The organism is Microbacterium lacus (assembly GCF_002812805.1).
Classification (GTDB): Bacteria; Actinomycetota; Actinomycetes; order Actinomycetales; family Microbacteriaceae; genus Microbacterium; species Microbacterium lacus_A.
Window position 1 is genome coordinate 297,480 of the sequence record NZ_NMUM01000030.1, and the last position, 18,625, is coordinate 316,104.

Below are 18,625 nucleotides of genomic sequence, written 5' to 3' on the forward strand. Positions count from 1 at the left end.
TCAGCCGTTCGCGCGGTACACGGTGCGAGCCCAGTCGTGGAAGGGCGCCGGGGCAACGGTCGCGCGAATCCGCACCTGGCGGTGGACGGCATCGACCGAGTGCTTCTGCGAGATCGGGTCTTCGCCCCAGACGACCTCGACGACCGATCCGTCGGCGATGTCGACGTCGAGTGTGGCGAGCGACATGTAGAGCTGGTCGTAGGCGACGTACCCGGCGTCGGTCGAGATGCCGACCGGCTTTCCCTCGAGCAGCACGGTGTCCATCTGGTACAGGCCGTAGCGCGCCTTCGGGAAGTCGAGGAACTTCGCGGGAATCCCCGGCTCAACCTGCGAGCGGACGACATCCGCGACGTCTTCGGCGTTCCAGAGCAGCGTGACCTTGTGTCGCGTCTGGTTCTCCTTGTGGCGCTCGAGCGCGGCGCGGCCGTGGAAGTCGTGGTCGAAGCGCACCGAGCGACCGAGGCCCAGGTCGTACGGCGTCATGTAGTAGTCGTGGATGTCGTCCGAGAAGAGCGACCCCGCGATCGATCCTGCTCGATCCGCGGGCAACCACTCGCGGTACTCGGCCAGGTCGTCGTCGAAGATGGCCGGGAACGGCGTCGGAACCCAACCGGACTCGAGCGGCGTCGCCGAGTACGCCTTCGCTCCGACCCGCCGGATGTCGAACTCGGCGCCCGCCTCGAGGATCGCGCCCAACACGACCTCGTTATCGGCCCACGGCCCGAAGAACTCGAATCCGGGCTGCCCCGCCATGCCGTGGCGCAGGCCCTTGACGGCGCGGCCGGCGATCGTGAAGTCGCCGATATGGAAGAACTTCACCTCGGGCACCGGACCGCCGAACAGCTTCTCCATGACCTCGTTGGCTGCGGGCCCCTGCAGTTCATACCGATAGAAGGTCGGCGGGCCCTGACGCATGTGCGAGTTGCCCTCGAGCCGGTGATGCACGTCCTTGCCCGCGGCCTCAGCCTTTTCGACGTTGAAGCGCACCCAGTCGATCAGCAGGTGGTGCCCGATCAGCACCAGTCCCTCGCGGTCTTCGGAGTTGTAGAACAGGATGCCGTCGCCGATCAGGTAGCCGTCCTGGTTGACCGAGATGAGCTGCTTCGCGATGCCCGGCCGGAAAGTGGCGAACGTGTTGGGCGAGATCGACTCCAGCAGCGGAATCAGGTCGGTTCCGCCGAGGAAGAGCTGCGTCATGTGGTGCGACTGGTCCATGAGGGCGACGGTCGTGTTCCACGCGCGCTGCTCGTCGCGCCAGTTGGTGAACTCGGGAGCGACGGGGAACGTGAACGCGGGCCAGTTCTGGTTGCGCAGCAGTTCGACGGCGCCGCCGGCGCGGGTGATCGCCTGGGCGAGGGATTCGGATGTCATCATCGACCTTCCTGTGGGGAGCGGGAAACTCATGCTGACACGACGTCACGGTGAAGTCGTCCGCCGTTTCCGTTCAACAGAAATCAGCACGCGCCACACGGATTCCGTCGGAAAGAATCACGATCACGACACAGGATGCAGGACTCACACCAAGATCGTTGACAATCCACAGACGCATCCGTAAGGTCCCTGAAGCGGGATCTCACCCGACCCGAATGCAATGGTGCGACGACAAGGACGGTAGCTATGGCGGCTCAGCTGACCTTGAATGAGGTGAATCTGCGCTTCGGCGGCGTCCGCGTGCTCGAAGACGTCGGGTTCACCGTGGAGCCCGGCCAGATCTTCGGACTGGTGGGCCCGAACGGTGCCGGAAAGACATCGCTGTTCAACTGCATCAGCGGGCACTACCGACCCACGTCCGGCTCGATCAAGATCGACGACACTGAGATCCTCGGCACCCGGCCGTCGAGCCTCGCGGCACTCGGTCTCGCACGCACGTTCCAGCACCCGGCCCTTCAGTTGCACTCGAGCGTTCTCGAGAATGTGCTGCTCGGTGGCCACTCACGCCTCCCGGGTGGCCCCGCCGCATGGTCGCTGCGGCTTCCTCCCACACCTCGGGCGGAGCGGGACCTCCGCACCGAGGCACGTGGCCTGCTCGAGCGGAACGGACTCGGCTGGGCCGCGGATCTTCCCGCGGACGAGTTGTCGCACGGCCTCCACAAGGGCGTCGAGCTCTGCCGGGCACTGATCTCTCGTCCGCGGCTCCTGCTCCTCGACGAGCCGGCTGCGGGCCTCTCCCACGGCGAGGTCGAGCAGTTCATCGCCACGATCCGGCGCCTGCGCGACGAAGAGGACATCACGGTCATCATCGTCGAGCACCACATGGGTCTGATCTCGGCGCTGACCGATCGCGTCGTCGTCCTCGACCACGGCCGCAAGCTCATGGAGGGCACGGCGGCCGAGGCGCAGTCGGACCCCCGGGTCATCGAGGCCTACATCGGAAAGGAGCCCGCGGATGACGCTGCTTGAGCTTGTCGACGTCACGGCGTCATACGGGTCCGTCCAGGTGTTGGAGGGCGTCTCGCTCAGCGTGCCCGACGGCGGCGCCGTCGGGATCCTGGGCGCCAACGGCGCGGGCAAGACCACGACGCTCCGCGCGATCACCGGGGTCGTCCGCACGGGCGGCACCATCCGATTCGACGGGCGCGACATCAGTGGCATGCGCCCCGACCAGGTCGCAGCACTCGGGATCGCACATGTTCCGGAGGGGCGCGGCACGCTCGGGCAGCTCTCGGTCCGCGACAACCTGCGCGTCGGTTCCTACCTGCGGAAGGACCGGAAGGCGATCTCGGAAGACATCGACTACTGCCTGGATCTGTTTCCGCAGTTGAAGGATCGCATCGGTTCGCACGCCGCGGCGCTCTCGGGCGGTGAGCAGCAGATGCTCGCCGTCGGGCGGGCGTTCATGGCTCGGCCGCGACTGCTGCTCCTCGATGAGGCATCTCTGGGGCTCGCCCCGAGCACCGCTCGCAACGTCTACGACGCGATCGGGCGCCTCCGCCGTGAATCCGGCATCGCGATGCTCGTCGTCGAGCAGAACGCCAACCTCGCATTCAGCCTCGTCGACTCGGCCACCGTGCTCGAGACCGGCAGGAACGTCCTCACCGGAACCTCGGCCGAGCTCAAGGGCATGGACGAGATCCGCCGCGCCTACCTGGGAGGGTGAGCGATGGGTACCTTCGTCCAACTCGTCATCGACGGCCTGTCGGTCGGCTCGATCTATGCGGCGCTCGCGCTGGCAATCGTGCTCGTCAACCAGGCGACCGGATTGATCAACTTCGCACAGGGCGGGATGGCCGTGCTGTCGGCCTACCTGGCCTATGCGTTCCTGCAGCTCGGACTGCCGCTGATCGTCGCGATCATCATCTCGGTCATCCTGTCGTTCGCCCTCGGGGCGCTCATCGAACGGTTCGTCATGCGCCGCTTCGAGGGTGGTGAGCCCGACACCGCGATCGTCGTCACGGTGGGTCTGCTCACCCTCATCACCGGCATCTGCGGCTGGATCTGGAGCTACAACAACCTCCAGTTCCCCTCGCTCTTCCCCCTCGACAGCATCAGCGTGCTCGGCGCCGTCGTGAGTGTGCGCTCGATCGGCACGACACTCGTCATCGTCGGCATCATGCTCCTTCTGCAGCTGCTGTTCCTGCGTACGAAGCTCGGACTGGCGCTGCGTGCCGTTGCGAGCAATCCGCAGTCGGCGTCGTTCTCGGGCCTGCCCGTCGGCCGGCTCCTCATGACCGGCTGGGGTCTCGCGGCCGTGCTCGGCGCGGTGGCCGGCGCGCTCATCGCACCGCAGCTGACCCTCACCCCCGGAATGATGGACACGGCGCTGGTCTACGCTCTCGCGGCCGTCATCCTCGGCGGCATGTCGAGCCCGATCGGTGTCGTGATCGCCGCGTGGGCGATCGGCATCCTCGAGAACCTCGCGGCCGTCTATGTGCCGTTCATCGGATACGACCTGAAGATCGCGGTGCCGTTCATCCTGATCTTCGTCGTCCTGATCGTCCGCCCCCAGGGCCTGTTCGGCCGGAAAGATGTGGTGCGAGTGTGATGGCGCAGGCAGCGAGTCTCAAGAACAAAACGTGGGTGCGGTGGGGCGGCATCCTGCTCGTCGTCGTCATCCTCGCGGTCGCTCCGCTGATCCTGCCGGAGTTCGCCAACCAGACGGTCGCCCGCATCGGCGTCTTCGCGGTCGCGGTGCTCGGGCTGAACGTCGTCATGGGCTACACGGGGCAGGTGTCGCTCGGCCAGATCTTCTTCGTCGGCGTCGGTGCGTACGTCACCGCGTGGGGTGTGAACAACGACTGGAACATCATCCTGACGTTCGCGCTCGCCATCCTCATTCCCGGTATCGCGGGTCTGCTTGTCGCTCTGGCGGCGGCGCGTCTGGGCGGGCTGGCCATCGCGATGGTCACGATCGCTCTGCCGATCGTCGGCGTACCGCTCGCCAAGAGGCTTTCGGAGTTCACCGGCGGGTCGCAGGGAACATCCGCGCGATTCTCGGATGCTCCCGAATGGACCGGCCTGTTCGATGACCAGTGGCAGCTCTACATCGTCATCGTGATCGGTGCGGCCACATTCCTCCTGACTCGCAACCTCGTGCGTGGCAAGTACGGCCGCGCCTTCGGAATCGTGAAGAGCAATGAAGCGGTGGCGTCGTCGATGGGCATCTCGCCCTACCGGTACAAGGTGCTCGCGTTCACCATCGCGTCGCTGATCGGCGGTGTCGCGGGCTTCCTCTACATGGTCGTCGTGCAGTACACGTCCCCCGAGACGATGAGCTTCGGACACTCCATCACGCTGCTCGCCTCGATGGTCATCGGCGGAGCGGGAAGCATCATCGGGTCGCTTCTGGGGGGCGCGTACTACGTGCTCGGACCGCAGCTGACGAACCTGATCGATCCGAACCTGACCGCCGCCCTTCAGGGGGCGCTCCTGCTGCTGATCCTCTTCATCCTGCCCGGCGGGCTCGTCTCACTCCCCCGCCTCTGGCGCCGTCGACGCGGCGGTCACCGTCCCGGCGATCCGGCAGCGCCTGCGTCTGCGGCTTCGGGCACACCTACCGCACCAGCCGCAACACCGACCTCAACCACACCCGCACCACAGAACACACACTCAGAAGAAAGAGGCACGTGACATGAGCACACTGCGCAAAAAAGCGCGGATCACCTCGGTCGTGGCAGGAATCGGCATCGTCGCCGTCCTGGCCGCCGGATGTTCCCGCGGAGGAGATAGCGGCGGATCCAGCGATGGACCGGTCGAAGCCAGCCCCGGAATCACCGACACGAGCATCACGCTCGGCATCACGACACCCCTGAGCGGCGCAACAGCCGGCCCCGGCACCTGCACCGTCGCCGGGATCACGGCATGGTTCGGCGCGAAGAACGCCGAGGGCGGCGTCGAGTTCGGCGATGGCGTGACGCGCGAGGTCATCATCGACGCGCTCGATGACGCGTACGACCCGCAGAAGGCGCTGGCGAACTTCCAGCAGCTCGAGGGCAGCGCGTTCTTGATGACGTCGGGCCTCGGCACGCCGACCAACCGCGCGTACCGCGAAGCGGCGATCGCCGACGAGGTACCTCAGGTGCTGATCCAGACCGGCGACCCGATCTTCAGCAACGAAGAAGAGAGCCCCTGGCAGCTCGGCTTCGTGCCGATCTACCAGAACGAGGGCGCCGCCTTCGGTGAGCTGCTCGCCAGTTCCGGCGAAGACCACAAGGTCGCCATTCTGGCTCAGAACGACGACTATGGCGAGGGCTACGTCGAGGGCTTCAAAGAGGCCATCGAGGGCGCCGACAACATCGAGATCGTCGACGAGCTGACGTATGAGGCGACCGACACGGACGTCAACGCACAGCTCACCGAGCTGGCGGCGACCGACGCGGACGTGTTCTTCAACGCCATGTCGATTACGCCGCTCGTGATCTCCTCGCTGCTCAAGACGCAGGAGCTCGGTTGGCTGCCCAGCTGGTTCCTGCCCTCGAACACGTCGAGCCCCGGCGCGATCCTCACCCCCGGAAACGCCGTGGCCTTCCCCGGCATCTACACGGTGGCCTTCGCCCAGTCCGCATCGTCCCCGACCTTCGCGGACAGCGAAGAGGGCGCGGCCTTCCTGTCGAACCTCGCGGAGTACGCGGACTACCCGGATGTCCCGGCGTTCCCGCACTGCGTGTGGAGCTACCAGATCGGCGCGACGCTCGAGCAGGTCTTCGCCAAGATGACCGAGCCGACGCGTGAGGACTTCATGGAGCAGCTGCGTACGATCAGCGACTTCACGGCCCCCCTGATGCTCGAGGGTGCGTCCATCAACACGACGGAGGACGGACAGCCCGCTATCTCGGGTGTCACGGTCCAGAAGTACAACGGCGCGGGCTACGCGACGGCCGAGACCTTCGGATAACACCTACCCGCTAGAACGAGAACGGCCCGGTCGGGAAATCGACCGGGCCGTTCTCGTCGTTCCGCTCAATCGATACTGCGGAGCACGGCGACGATTCCCTCGAGGTGCTTGCGGGTCGCCGCCTCCGCCGCGTCGGCGTTGCGCGCCAGCACAGCCTCGATGATCGCGATGTGCTCGGGCGCGGACTCGGTGGCGCGTCCCGGGTGGAACGCGAGCCGGAACTGATGGCGCGCCGACTGGGCACGCAGGCGCTCGAGCAGTTGCATCGCGGTCTCGTGACCGCTGATCTCACGGATGCGGCGGTCCATGTCCTGGTTCAGGCGGGCGTATTCGACGAGGTTGCCGCTCGCGACGGCCTCGCGGATGCGGTCGCGCAGGTCGCGGAGTTCGTCGGCTTCGTCGTCGGACAGCCGCTCGGCTGCTTTTCGCGCGCAGAGGGCCTCGAGCCCCATGCGCACCTCGACGATCTCGACGGCTTCGTCGACGCTGATGGCGCGGACGCGTGCGCCGCGGTTCGGCAGTCGCTCGACGAGCCCCTCGCCCGTGAGGTTGAGCAGAGCGGTTCGAACGGCCGCGCGCGTTGCGACGAATCGCTCGCTGATGTCCGCCTCGATCAGACGCTGATGAGGGGCGAACTCACCGCCCAGGATGGCCTCGCGGATCTGCTGAGTGAGATCGGGGCGACCACCCGGCGCGGGCTCGACCGCCGGTGCGACAGAAACCACGACCGACCTCCTGTTCTTCGGCGGCGACGACCCTGTCTCCGCACAGCTGGTTCACGACATGCTGGTGTGAACGGTGCCTCGACAGTACCGCACCACCCCATATTGGCGCCGACATTCGCGCCAATATCGGTCGTTGGAGGGAGGCCCGAGTCCCGCACAAGAAGTACGGTCGAAGGTAGCGCGAGCCTCGACGTTCCGCCCCCATCCCCTTCCGCGCAATCAACACGAGGTAACCATGTCCGACACCACCCGCACCCGTGGCCGCGGCCGCGGACGCCGCTCCGAGCCCGAGGGCCCGCGCGCGACGATGCGCCAGCTGCTCCCCTTCCTGTTCGAGCACAAGAAGGTGCTGATCGTCGTCGCGATCCTGAGCGTGCTCGGCGCGGGCGCGACCCTGGTGCAGCCGCTCTTGGTCGGCCAGATCATCGAGCGCGTGCAGACCGAGGTGTCGCTCGGCGCGCTCGTCTGGCTGCTGGTCGGATTCGTCATCGTCTCGTCGATCATCTCGGGCTACCAGCACTACCTGTTGCAGCGCACGGGAACGGCCGTCGTCTACTCCAGCCGGCGCAAGCTGATCTCCCGCATCCTGCACCTCCCGATCAGCGAGTTTGACGCACGACGCACAGGCGATCTCGTATCTCGAGTCGGCACCGATACGACCCTGCTCTACGCGGTACTGACGCAGGGCCTCGCAGACGCCATCGGCAGTGCGCTCATCTTCGTCGGGGCCCTCATCGCGATGGCCATCATCGACCCGCTTCTGCTCGGGCTGATCGTCGTCGTGATCGGCGTCTCGGTCACCGTCGTGGTGCTGCTGAGCGGACGCATCCGCACCGCTTCCACGGAACAGCAGGTCAAGGTCGGCGAGCTCGCCTCGGGCGTCGAGCGCGCCGTCGGGTCGATCCGCACCGTGCGCGCCTCGGGCGCGACCGAGCGCGAGGTCGCGCAGGTATCCTCGCTCGCCACGGAGGCGTACGGCGTAGGAGTGCGGATCGCCAAGGTCTCGGCCCTCGTCGTGCCGATCGCGGGGATCGCGCTGCAGGTTTCGCTGCTCGTCGTGCTCGGCGTGGGGGGCTTCCGCGTCGCATCCGGGGCGATCGGCATCGCCAGCCTCGTGACGTTCATCATCTTCCTCTTCATGCTGATCGGCCCGCTGGGCTCGACATTCGGTGCGATCACGAGCGTGAACCAGGCACTCGGTGCCCTCGGCCGCATCCAAGAGGTGCTCGACCTGCCGACCGAAGACCAGGAAGACGCCACTCTCGCGGCCGGGGTCGCCGCGCGCGTACGGTCTGCGGATGCCACGGCATCGGCGTCCTCCGGGTCGGGAACCGCCCCCGCGTTGGCATTCCGCGACGTGCACTTCCGCTACCCCGACGACGTCGTAGCGGCCCGTGCCGCCGCTGCCGCCGCCGCGCGCACCCTGCTCGAAGAGGTCCACCTCGAGAAGCCCGCGCAGGAGAGCGCTGCGTTCGAGAACGGGGCCGAGCACGACGCCGAGCAGGAGGCCGCGCGCGAGGTGCTCCGCGGTATCTCGTTCGACGTGCCTCATGGCGCACGCGTCGCCCTCGTCGGGCCGAGCGGCGCCGGCAAGAGCACCGTCCTGTCTTTGCTGGAGAGGTTCTACGACCCCACCGCGGGGTCGATCGAGCTCGACGGAGCAGACATCCGCACTCTTCCGCGCGACGAGTTGCGCGCTCGCTTCGGATACGTCGAACAGGATGCCCCGACGCTCGCCGGCACGATCGCTGACAACCTGCGGCTGGCCTCGCCCGACGCGAGCGACGCCGAGTGCGAAGCGGTGCTACGCGCCGTGAACCTCGGCGATGTGCTCGAGCGCAGCCCGCTCGGGCTACAGGCGCCCGTGGGCGAGGATGGCGTCATGCTCTCGGGCGGTGAGCGTCAACGGCTCGCGATCGCCCGCGCCCTGCTGTCCGCTCCCCCGATCCTGCTACTGGACGAATCGACGTCGTCGCTCGACGGCGTCAACGAGCAACGGATGCGGGACGCTATCGACGCCGTCGCGACAGGCCGAACCCTGCTCGTCATCGCGCACCGCCTCTCGACGGTCGTCGACAGCGACCTGATCGTCGTGCTCGATCAGGGTCGCGTCGTCGGTCAGGGCACGCACTCCGAGCTGGTCGCTTCAACGCCGCTCTACCGCGAGCTCGCGAAGCACCAGCTGCTCGTGTGAACACCCTGGGAAGGGGACTGCTGCACGGATAGGTGACAGGTTGTAGTCACGCCGCCAGTGCGGCGGTCGTGTTCATGATGGTCTCGAACTCGATGGGCGTCAAAGTCCCGAGTCGACGTTGTCTGCGTCGACGGTGGTAGGTCCGTTGGATCCAGGTCACGATCGCGATGCGCAGCTGTTCCCGGGTGGTCCAGGATCGGCGGTCGAGGACGTTCTTCTGCAGCAGGGCGAAAAACGATTCCATGGCCGCGTTGTCTCCGCTGGAGCCGACTCTGCCCATCGATCCGACCATGCGATGACGGGTCAGGGCGCGCAGGAATTTCCTGCTGCGAAATTGAGATCCTCTGTCGCTGTGGACGGTGCAGCCGGCGACGTCGCCGCGCATCGCGACAGCGTTCTCGAGCGCTTGGACGGCCAGACGGGACTTCATTCTCGAGTCGATCGAGTAGCCCACGATCCGGCCGGAGAACACGTCTTTGATGGCGCAGCAGCAGAGCTTGCCTTCCGCGGTCTTGTGCTCCGTGATGTCCACCAGCCAGCGCTCGTTCGGCGCCTTCGCCGCGAACACATGTCGCGTTCTGCCGTCCTCGTCGATGACGGCGCAGAGATCGTCGTGGACCGGCGGGCCTGGCTTCTTGCCATTGCGGCCCCGCTTCTTCCCGAACGCGGACCACCAGCCGTTGCTCGATGCGATCCGCCATGCGGTCCGATCGGCCATCGCCTCACCCGCCTCCGCGGCCTCGTCGGCGAGGAGCCGGTGCCCGAACTCCGGGTCGTCCTTGTGCGCGTCGAACAACGCGTTCGCGCGATACGCCTCCACCACCTCGCTGGGCAAGATGGGAGCGGCCAGCCACCGGTAGTAGGGCTGGCGAGAGAGCTTGAGCACCCGACACGTCACCGTCACAGGGATCCCTGCGGCGGCGAGCTCACTCACGAGCGGGTAGAGCCTTTTCCCGGCAGATTCGCCTGCGACAAATACGCCGCAGCCCGCCGGAGGACCTCGTTCTCTTGCTCGAGGAGCCGGATTCGCTTCCGCGCTTCGCGCAGCTCGGCGCCCTCGGTTCGCGACTGACCGGGCATGGAACCGTCGTCGACCGCAGCACGTTGCAGCCACTTCTGCAGAGTCATCGGGTGAACGCCGAAGTCTTTCGCGATCTGCTCGATCGTCACTCCGGACTCGCGGTGCCTGGCGACGCGCATGACGTCATCACGGAACTCGGACGGGTAGGGCTTAGGCACAGCAACATCCTTCCAGGCCGCCCTCCCGGGCAAGCCAGATCAGATGTCACCTACTCGTGCAGCAGTCCCTTGATGTTCTCCGACCAGCTGTCCGGGTCGCTCAGATCGGTGGTGTACGCGTACTTCAGCTGATTCGCGTACCAGCCCGACTGCCCGGACGTGAACAGGTAGTAAACCCCGTCGACCTGGGTGATCGCCGCTGCCTCCCGGCTCTGGCCGTTGAACAGCGGGTAGGAGTTCTCGTAGTCCGTCTCGGTGTAGGCCGCGGTGAGGGGGTAAATCCGCAGCTGCTCGTGCGCCTCCGCGGAGATGAGCCATCCCTTGTCCTCGGCGTCAACGTAGACCGTGAAGTCGCGGGACTGGTGCCCATTGGGCGTGTTCCCGGCGGCCCGATACGCGGCTTCGGCTGCTGCGAAGTCGGGGTAAGTGCCCGCTGTGACGGTCGCGTCGATGGCATGCTCCTGCTCAAGATCCCACACCACGCCTTCTCCGGGCCGCCCGTGGTAGGAGACCGCGTAGTCCCCGTCGATGGTCGAGGAGGTCGCGACGACCACCTCGGATGCCGAGTACGAGTCAGCGGTCTCCCAGTGGCCCCACAGCACGAACGTGTCGGTCGACTCGTTGTACAGCAGCTTCGGTCGCTCGACCTTGCAGGTTGCCGCGCCCTTGACGTTACAGTCCAGCCCCGCCGCCTCAGGCTTGAGGATCTGGGTGATGAACTCCCAGTTCAGCAGGTCCTGCGAACGGTAAAGATTGACACCGTTGAAGGACGCCGAGTTGTGCGACTTGTCCTCGCCGACCCAGTAGTAGTAGCCGTCGTGCTCGAGGAAGCCGCCACCGTGCGCCTGGATGCTGTTGCGGTCCGTGTCAAACCACGGAGCACCTACCGGCACGGACGTGTAATCGCCGTCCTGGACCACGATCGTGTAGTCCGCTGCGGTAATGGGGCTGGGCACTCCGTTCGTGATTGCGACGGCGCTCACTGTGGCCGAAGCGGAGAGAGTGAACGGTGCAGAATACTTCGTGCCGTTCACTCGCGAGGGAGTGCTGCCGTCGGTGGTGTAGTAGACGACTGTGCCGTTCGCGGCGCTGATCGAGATCTGCTGTGCGGTGCCGTAGATCGTGGCGGCGGTCGGCGATATCACCGGCGCAGTCACCGTGTCCGGGGTCAGGTCAAGCGTCTGCGCGCCCTTGGCGATTCCGAACCACGTCACGGTCGCGCCCTGCCAGCCCACGTTCGTGAACCGAAGGGTGACCGCGCCAGCCCCATCCGCGGGGACGGTGAAGGTGCCCGAAAGAGAGGTGGACCGGTTGTTCTTGTTGATCGCGCCGGCGGTACTCTCTGCGATGGCGATGCTGCGACCCTGAGAGTCGACGAGGGTCGCCCGCACTTGGCGGTCTGGGGCGTCCCACCACTCGTAGATTCCAAAGGCGGCCGTGTATGTGCCCGCGGGCAGGGTCAACGCGTAGTCGACGTTGTTCCCGGCGTTGTTCTTCCCATAGAGACCGTTGACCTCCTTGGCGCCGGCTTCAGTAACCACACCGTCCTGTCCGGAATAGCCCCAGGTAGTGGAGTTTGTCTTCGCCCGATCTGACGCGCTGTTGAGCAGGTCGGCGCCGCGCAGCCACTTCGCGCCCAGATAGGAATTCGATGAACCTGTAGCGGTGCCCGAGTCCACGTAGTAGATGGTCTGAGTCGCGAGCGTCTCGATGCTGCCGGTGGCGTAGCCCGGGAGTCCATCGACGGTGCCGTAGATCGTGTACGACTTGTACGGCTTAGTGAAGGTCATCCCGTCCAGCTCCCACGTGACCGGCGCGTCCACGACCCCGCCGGATGCGGTATTGACCTTGATCGTTGCGGGAAGGTCTGGCGTCTGACCGGGCACGACCGCGTACGCGGGGGTCTCGGCCACACTCACCGGGCTGTCCCCAGACAGGATGGAGTACGCAGCGGTCAGGACCTCACTGACCGTGCCGTCGCTGATCGCAACCGCCTTCAGGGTGTAGTCCCCGAGTTCGGTGAGCTGGATCGGTGCGGTGTACTCCGTGCTCGAGGCGGTGGGAGTAGACCCGTCCAGTGTGTAGTGAATCTCGGCGCCCTGGTCGCTGCTGGTCAGCTCGATGGTCTGCGCGGCGTAGTAGCGGCCCGCGGGGACACTGGGGACCGGGGTGGAGACGGGCGTGCCGAACACGGCGACCTCGTACAGTCCGTCACCCCAGCCGGTGACACTGCCGCCGTCTTTGATCTTGGTCACACCGGTGACGGTGAGTTTCACGTACCGGTAGGACGCTGTGCTGTTGACCTTGTCAATCAGGTATCCAGGACGGGTGTTGTTGGTCTGGTCGACGAGCTTTGTGAAGTCGGAGCCGTCCAGCGAACCGGAAATCGTGTACTTGTACGCCGCCTCGGACCCGTTGTACAGGAACGTGGTCGTATCGATCTCGGTGAGGCGGTGCGCCGTGCCGAGGTCGATGACCGCATCGTACGGGTACGCGTTGGCGGCGCCTTCATTGCCCGAGCGGAAGAACCCGGAGGCGGCAAGGTCTGCGCCGTCGGTGATGACGCCCTGGTTGTTGTTGGCGGATGCTCCATCAACGGAAACACTCACCGGCTTGTTCAGGGACACGAGGCGTCCGGACTGCACCGGGACGAGTCCCGTGCCTGGGTAGTACTCGACGGTGCTGTAATACTCCATCGACGCGAAGCCGGCGTTGAAGCTCACCGGCAGCAGGCGCGGGTAGTTGCCTGTGCTTTCCGCGGGCGTCCAGTTGGCACCCCACCGCCACCCGTACAGTGCATAGCTGTTCTCACCGAACTCGGAGACACCGGTGGATTGCGTGCCGTAGGTGGCGGCGTTTCCGAGCTCCCGCAGGTCGGTCCAGGGTCCGGCAAGGGACCCGGCGGACGCATAGTTCGCCTGGCTGGGCAGCCACCCGGATGCCTTGGAACTGAAGAAGTAGTAGGTGTCTCCGTTGCGGGTGATCTGAGGTGTTTCGCGGCCTTGCCCCTGGAAGGCGGTCGCGACCAGGGTGTCGGGTGCAGTCCAGGAGCTGTTGAGCTTGATAATCGCGATATCCGCGTTGGTGTTGGTTGCGGTGCTCACGTAGGCGGAGCCATCGGTGTCGGTGAACACCGACATATCGCGGGAATCTTTCCCCAGCGGGCGGCCACTGAAGGTGACGGACAGGTCACCGCCGACGGTGACCTCGGCCAGGAACAGTTCGGCTTCGTTGTAGTCAGCAGCGTTCTCCCGGTGCGCAGCGATGATGACCTTGCCGGTGGCGGGGTTGAGGTGCGCGGAGAAGCTTTCCAGCTTGGTGTCCTCGAGCGTGGTCAGCGTCCGCGCCGTGCCGAAGGTTCGCCCATCGGTGGAGGCCGCCTCGGTGATCGTGGTGGAGCCGCCCTCGCCGGTCGTGGCGTACAGATAATAGGCGTCGCCGACTTTCACTCCGCGCGGCAGGCCGAGGTCATTGCCGTTGGTCGTGTTGTCCCAGACCGCCGGGCTACCCGTGGGGGTGTACGTGCGCACCGCTGCGGGCACAGAGGTGCCGATCTCGGCATCATTGTGGAAGGCTTTGACCGTGTACGTGAGGGCCACATCTGAGCCCAAGGCGTAGTCGTCGACAGTGTCGCCGGTCGTCGTCGCGATCAGATCGGAGCCGCGGAAGACCTCGTACCGGGTTGCCTCGGACACAGCATCCCAGGTCACCTTGACGTTGTCCGCAGCCGTCCCGCCGGCGAGTTTGAATGCGGTGGCCGTCGCGCCCCACACGCTGATCGTCAGTTGGGCGGAACTGATCGCGCTGACATCGTCGCCGACCGCGGCGATCGTCTTGATGGCGGCGCTGTGACTGAGCGTGAACGGCGCCGTATACGGGGTGCTTCCCGTCGTCGGCTCGCTGCCGTCCAGGGTATAGAAGATCTCAGCACCCGCAGTCGGCGACGAGATCGACACCGTCTTGGCGGCGTTGAATGTGCCGGACCCTGGAGTAATCACCGGCGCCGCGGTGGTGCTGGCAACTTTCGAAACACCCAGCCAGCTGACTACCGGCCATCCGCCGGCAACCTCACTGAAAGACAACCGGTAGACCCCGTCGGTCTGTGCCTCCACGGCACCGGCGGCGACAACGACGGATCCCTTGTTCAACTGCATGTCGGTGACGACCGGCGTAGCCGTGCCATCCGGTGCGATCAGTGTGACGTTCTGCTTGCGACCGGGGGTGTTCCACCACTCGTAGGCTCCGACCGTGATCGCGTACTTCCCTTTTGCGAGGGTCAGCACGTACGAGGCCGGGTTGTCATCTGCGTACAGTCCGGTCTGGTCCTTGCGAGAACCGGAATCGTTCTTTGCCACCCAGTCCGGCTTGTTCCCCGCGGTGCCATTCAGGTCGTAACCCCACGTTGCCGTCCCGCTGTACTGCTGGTCAGGGCTTACGTTGAGAAGCGTTGCCTGCTCCCCCACGCCGGCGAGCTGCTGGGCAGCCGTGAACTCCACTGAGTTGGATGTCCCGGAGTCGATGAGATAGACCAGATCTTTGGGGACGACCTCGACGGTCGCGGCAACCGTGTCCCCACCATCCAAGGTGCCCGTGACGCTCCGGGTGACGTACGCGGTCCCGGTGTCCACAGTCGGCCAGGTCACCGCCCGGCTCACCCGGCCCACGGTGACAGTAGCCGGCAACGTGGTCGTTGCCGTGTCCTCATAGGCTGCCGCCCGCACGTGCCCGGTGTCGGGCGTGACCTCGGCCGCGGTCGCGGCGCTCGGTGCTGCCACAAGGGACAGCAGCAGCCCCAGAGCGGTTACTGCGACTGCGGAGGCAGAAGCGGAAGAAACGGGCGACGTCTTCGTCATTTTGGATCCGTTCGTGGACGCAAGGGTCAAATACACGCCAATGTTTGCGCTGCCATTGTTTGCGTAAACACTGACGGTAGCCGTTGACGGCGAGTCCGTCTAGAGGGAGTTAGCGGGAGGGCGCGGCGGTGCTGCGTCGAACGATTAGCTCCGTGGGAACCAGATCACCGCGTTCCCGGGGCTGGCCCTCGATCGCGGCGACAAGCGCCTGCAGCGACGCCACGCCGACCTGGTCAAAGTGCTGACGGATGGTCGTGAGGGCCGGCCAGAAGCTTGCGGATTCGGGCGTGTCGTCGAACCCGACCACGCTGATGTCCTCGGGGATACGCAGTCCTGCTTCGTGAATGGCGTGCATCACGCCCAGCGCCATCTGATCGTTCGCCGCAAAGACGGCCGTCACTTCTTCACGCAGCGCGAGCTCGCTCCCCGCCACCCTGCCGGAGTCCGCGGACCAATCGCCGACCAGGACCTCGGGCGCCGCAGCGCCGCGGCTGTGCAGCGTCGCTTTCCAGGACTCACGTCGCCGCTGTGCAGAGAAGGACTCGTCAGGGCCGGCGACGTGCCACACCGTCCGGTGACCCAAGTCAAGTAAATGTTCCGTGGCCAGACGAGCACCTTGCGCCTGGTCGGTGTCCACGACCGGCTGATCGTACTGGGCGTTGGAGTCGACGACGACGACCGGCAGCCCCTGCGGAAGCTCGATGTCTGACTCGTTCAGCTGGTGCGCTTCGATCAGAATCACGATTCCGTCGACAGCCTGCTCGCTCAATCGCGCAAACGCCCCCGAGACCCTCGACTGGCTGGCCGCGCCGAGCGGGATCAATGTCAGCGCGTATCCGACCCGAGCCGCCTCCCCCGCAATCGCCTCCAGAGTGCGCATGTTGCCGTACGAGGACAACGAGAACATGATCACGCCGATATTCCGATACCGGCCAGACTTCAGAGCGCGAGCAGCGCCGTTCGGACGGTACCCCAGACGGCGCATTGCCTCGACGACTTTTTCGCGAGTCTGCGGTCGGACAACGTTCTTGCCCGTCGCGACTCGGGAAACTGTCTGCGCAGATACGCCAGCCTCGCGGGCCACGTCCATGATGGAAGGCTCACGCCGTGGGGCGACCTCTACAGATTGGTTCAGCATCATCGCTCCACATTCTTGGATGTTTGCGTTGACATTATACGCGAGACCCGGGTTTTCACTGTTTCACCCGCGATTTTGCCGGCGTTGCGCCTCGATCCATGTCGCCCCATTGGCCCGCCAAGGCTTCGGCGATTTGTCATCACCTTGATTGCGGGGTGGGATTGTCACAGAATGTTTGCGTTGACATCGTTCGACATCCGTCATATGTTTGCGTAAACAGCCCCGGGATTTCTGACCCGGGAACACGAAAAGGTACTCCGTCAATGACGACCACAATCGCACCCGTGCCGCCCTTGGCGGCCCGCGCCCGGCCGCGCCGAGAACGGCGAGACTGGCGAGGATGGACCTTCGTAGGCCCCTTCCTAGTGGTCTTCGCCCTGGTTTTCATCGCACCCGTTCTTTACGCGCTCTACTTGAGCCTGTTCCGCAACCAGCTGGTAGGCGGTAACGCGTTCGTTGGGCTCGAGAATTACCTTCGCGTTTTCGGTGACGCACAGTTCTGGGAGGGGTTCTGGCACGTCTCGCTGTTCCTCGTCATCCAGGTGCCGATAATGCTGGGCCTCGCCATGCTGGCGGCACTGGCGATCGACAGCGCTCGCCTGCATGGCTCGGGCTTCTTTCGCATCGTCATCTTCCTGCCCTACGCCGTACCCGGCGTCGTCGCGGTACTGATGTGGGGGTTCATCTACGGCGGCAACTTCGGACTGGCCGGCAACATCAACGATGCCGTCGGATTCGAGCTGATCACCCCCTTCGCCCGCGACTGGATCCTCGCCTCCATCGGCAACATCGTGACCTGGGAGTTCGTCGGCTACAACATGCTGATCTTCTACTCCGCACTCCGCACAATTCCCGCAGATCTCTATGAAGCGGCGGAGATCGACGGCGCCGGCCAATTCCGGATCATCACCGCGATCAAGATCCCCTCCCTACGCGGCGCGATCGTGATCGCGACGATCTTCTCCATCATCGGCAGCTTCCAGCTGTTCAACGAACCAAACATCCTCAAACCCCTCGCACCCAACGTGATCACCACCTTCTTCACCCCCAACATGTACGCCTACAACCTGTCCTTCGCCGGGCAGCAGTACAACTACTCAGCGACCGTGGCCATTGTGATGGGTGTGATCACCGCGGTGATCGCCTACGTCGTGCAGCTGCGCGGATCCCGGGCGGAGACACGATGACCGCCCCCACCCTCGTTCGCAACAAGCCCACCCACCCGCGGCGGTCAGTCACCCTCACGGTGGTCATGACCCTGTTTCTCATCTACACCCTCGTGCCACTGTGGTGGCTTGTCGTCAACTCGACCAAGACACAGGCCGGGCTGTTCGACAGTTTTGGACTGTGGTTCGCCGACGACTTCGTCTTCTTCCAGAACCTTGCCGAGACCGTGACCTACCGCGACGGGATCTTTGTCCGCTGGCTCGGCAACACCCTGCTGTATGTGGTAATCGGCGCCGGGGGCGCGACAGCCCTCGCAACTCTCGCCGGATATGGAATGGCGAAATATAAGTTCCCCGGCCGTCGCGCTGTCTTCGCGATCGTTCTGGGCGCCATCGCCATCCCCGGAACGGCACTGGCGGTGCCGACGTTTCTGATGTTCAGCGAGCTCGGCCTGACCAACACGCCCTGGGCGATCATCATCCCGTCGCTGATCAGTCCGTTCGGGATGTATCTCGTGTGGATTTACGCGATCGATGCCGTCCCGACAGAGTTGCTGGAAGCCGCCCGGATGGATGGCGCCGGCGAGATCCGCACCTTCTTCACCATTTCCCTGCGCCTGCTCACACCCGGCATCGTCACCGTCGCACTCTTCGCCGTCGTCGCGACCTGGAACAACTACTTCCTGCCTCTGATCATGCTGAGCAATCCCGAGTGGTATCCGCTTACCGTTGGCCTCAACCAATGGAACGCGCAAGCGACCGGGGTATCCGCGCAGCCGATCTACAACCTGGTGATCATGGGCTCGCTGCTCACGATCGTCCCCATTGTCGTCGCCTTCCTCTTCCTGCAGCGGTACTGGCAGTCGGGGCTGAGCGCCGGAAGCGTCAAGCAGTGACGAGAGGCACCGCATGACGCCCACCGAACCCTCTCAACCGGCACTCGTCCGGACATTCCGAGTACAACGATGTGAAAGGAAAC

At 65.3% G+C, this 18,625-nt stretch carries 13 protein-coding genes; 8 read left to right on the forward strand and 5 right to left on the reverse strand.

The annotated features are described in order from the left end of the window. The gene (locus CGU34_RS11370; RefSeq protein WP_036300283.1) at nucleotides 1–1,371 is read right to left on the reverse strand and encodes an aminomethyltransferase family protein; all 1,371 of its coding nucleotides are present in this window, start codon (nucleotides 1,369–1,371) and stop codon (nucleotides 1–3) included. Between the two features lie 246 nt (nucleotides 1,372–1,617). On the opposite strand from CGU34_RS11370, the gene CGU34_RS11375 reads away from it, so the two are divergent. Genes CGU34_RS11375 through CGU34_RS11395 form a run of 5 tightly spaced genes read left to right on the forward strand, consistent with a single transcriptional unit; the run spans nucleotide 1,618 to nucleotide 6,331 of the window. Beyond that, nucleotides 1,618–2,400: an ABC transporter ATP-binding protein gene (locus CGU34_RS11375; RefSeq protein ID WP_036300269.1), complete on the forward strand. Its 783-nt coding sequence runs from the start codon at nucleotides 1,618–1,620 to the stop codon at nucleotides 2,398–2,400. Further along, nucleotides 2,387–3,097: an ABC transporter ATP-binding protein gene (locus CGU34_RS11380; protein WP_036300271.1), complete on the forward strand. Its 711-nt coding sequence runs from the start codon at nucleotides 2,387–2,389 to the stop codon at nucleotides 3,095–3,097. Before CGU34_RS11375 ends, CGU34_RS11380 begins: the two co-directional genes overlap by 14 nt. A 3-nt stretch (nucleotides 3,098–3,100) precedes the next feature. After that, nucleotides 3,101–3,982 (forward strand): branched-chain amino acid ABC transporter permease, encoded by an 882-nt coding sequence (locus CGU34_RS11385; protein WP_036300273.1) that lies wholly within the window; start codon nucleotides 3,101–3,103, stop codon nucleotides 3,980–3,982. Next, nucleotides 3,982–5,067, forward strand: coding sequence for a branched-chain amino acid ABC transporter permease (locus CGU34_RS11390; protein ID WP_036300275.1), 1,086 nt, complete (start codon nucleotides 3,982–3,984; stop codon nucleotides 5,065–5,067). Before CGU34_RS11385 ends, CGU34_RS11390 begins: the two co-directional genes overlap by 1 nt. A gap of 1 nt (nucleotide 5,068) precedes the next feature. Continuing rightward, nucleotides 5,069–6,331: an ABC transporter substrate-binding protein gene (locus CGU34_RS11395; protein WP_100814153.1), complete on the forward strand. Its 1,263-nt coding sequence runs from the start codon at nucleotides 5,069–5,071 to the stop codon at nucleotides 6,329–6,331. 65 nt (nucleotides 6,332–6,396) lie between these two features. Here CGU34_RS11395 and CGU34_RS11400 read toward each other — a convergent pair whose 3' ends face one another. After that, nucleotides 6,397–7,056: a GntR family transcriptional regulator gene (locus CGU34_RS11400; RefSeq protein ID WP_198517760.1), complete on the reverse strand. Its 660-nt coding sequence runs from the start codon at nucleotides 7,054–7,056 to the stop codon at nucleotides 6,397–6,399. A 235-nt stretch (nucleotides 7,057–7,291) separates the two neighbouring features. On the opposite strand from CGU34_RS11400, the gene CGU34_RS11405 reads away from it, so the two are divergent. Further along, nucleotides 7,292–9,250, forward strand: a complete 1,959-nt coding sequence (locus tag CGU34_RS11405; RefSeq protein WP_036300280.1) for an ABC transporter ATP-binding protein — start codon at nucleotides 7,292–7,294, stop codon at nucleotides 9,248–9,250. A gap of 46 nt (nucleotides 9,251–9,296) precedes the next feature. On the opposite strand, the gene CGU34_RS11410 is transcribed toward CGU34_RS11405, so the two are convergent. The 3 genes from CGU34_RS11410 to CGU34_RS11420 all read right to left on the reverse strand — a co-directional run bounded on the left by CGU34_RS11410 (nucleotide 9,297) and on the right by CGU34_RS11420 (nucleotide 16,483). After that, nucleotides 9,297–10,489, reverse strand: a protein-coding gene (locus CGU34_RS11410; RefSeq protein WP_100814154.1) for an IS3 family transposase whose coding sequence is annotated in 2 segments (ribosomal slippage) — nucleotides 9,297–10,202 and nucleotides 10,205–10,489 — 1,191 coding nt in all. Because the reading frame shifts where the segments join, the coding sequence is not laid out codon by codon here. 50 nt (nucleotides 10,490–10,539) lie between these two features. Beyond that, nucleotides 10,540–15,342: a chitobiase/beta-hexosaminidase C-terminal domain-containing protein gene (locus CGU34_RS11415; protein ID WP_100814155.1), complete on the reverse strand. Its 4,803-nt coding sequence runs from the start codon at nucleotides 15,340–15,342 to the stop codon at nucleotides 10,540–10,542. 109 nt (nucleotides 15,343–15,451) lie between these two features. Further along, complete coding sequence (locus CGU34_RS11420; protein ID WP_332870619.1) at nucleotides 15,452–16,483, reverse strand: LacI family DNA-binding transcriptional regulator; 1,032 nt, start codon at nucleotides 16,481–16,483, stop codon at nucleotides 15,452–15,454. A 260-nt stretch (nucleotides 16,484–16,743) separates the two neighbouring features. Here CGU34_RS11420 and CGU34_RS11425 point away from each other — a divergent pair, with 260 nt between their 5' ends. Both CGU34_RS11425 and CGU34_RS11430 read left to right on the forward strand, forming a co-directional pair. Beyond that, complete coding sequence (locus tag CGU34_RS11425; protein WP_100814156.1) at nucleotides 16,744–17,667, forward strand: carbohydrate ABC transporter permease; 924 nt, start codon at nucleotides 16,744–16,746, stop codon at nucleotides 17,665–17,667. Next, nucleotides 17,664–18,542: a carbohydrate ABC transporter permease gene (locus CGU34_RS11430; RefSeq protein WP_036297360.1), complete on the forward strand. Its 879-nt coding sequence runs from the start codon at nucleotides 17,664–17,666 to the stop codon at nucleotides 18,540–18,542. The genes CGU34_RS11425 and CGU34_RS11430 overlap by 4 nt, the downstream gene beginning before the upstream one ends. Nucleotides 18,543–18,625 lie beyond the last annotated feature (83 nt).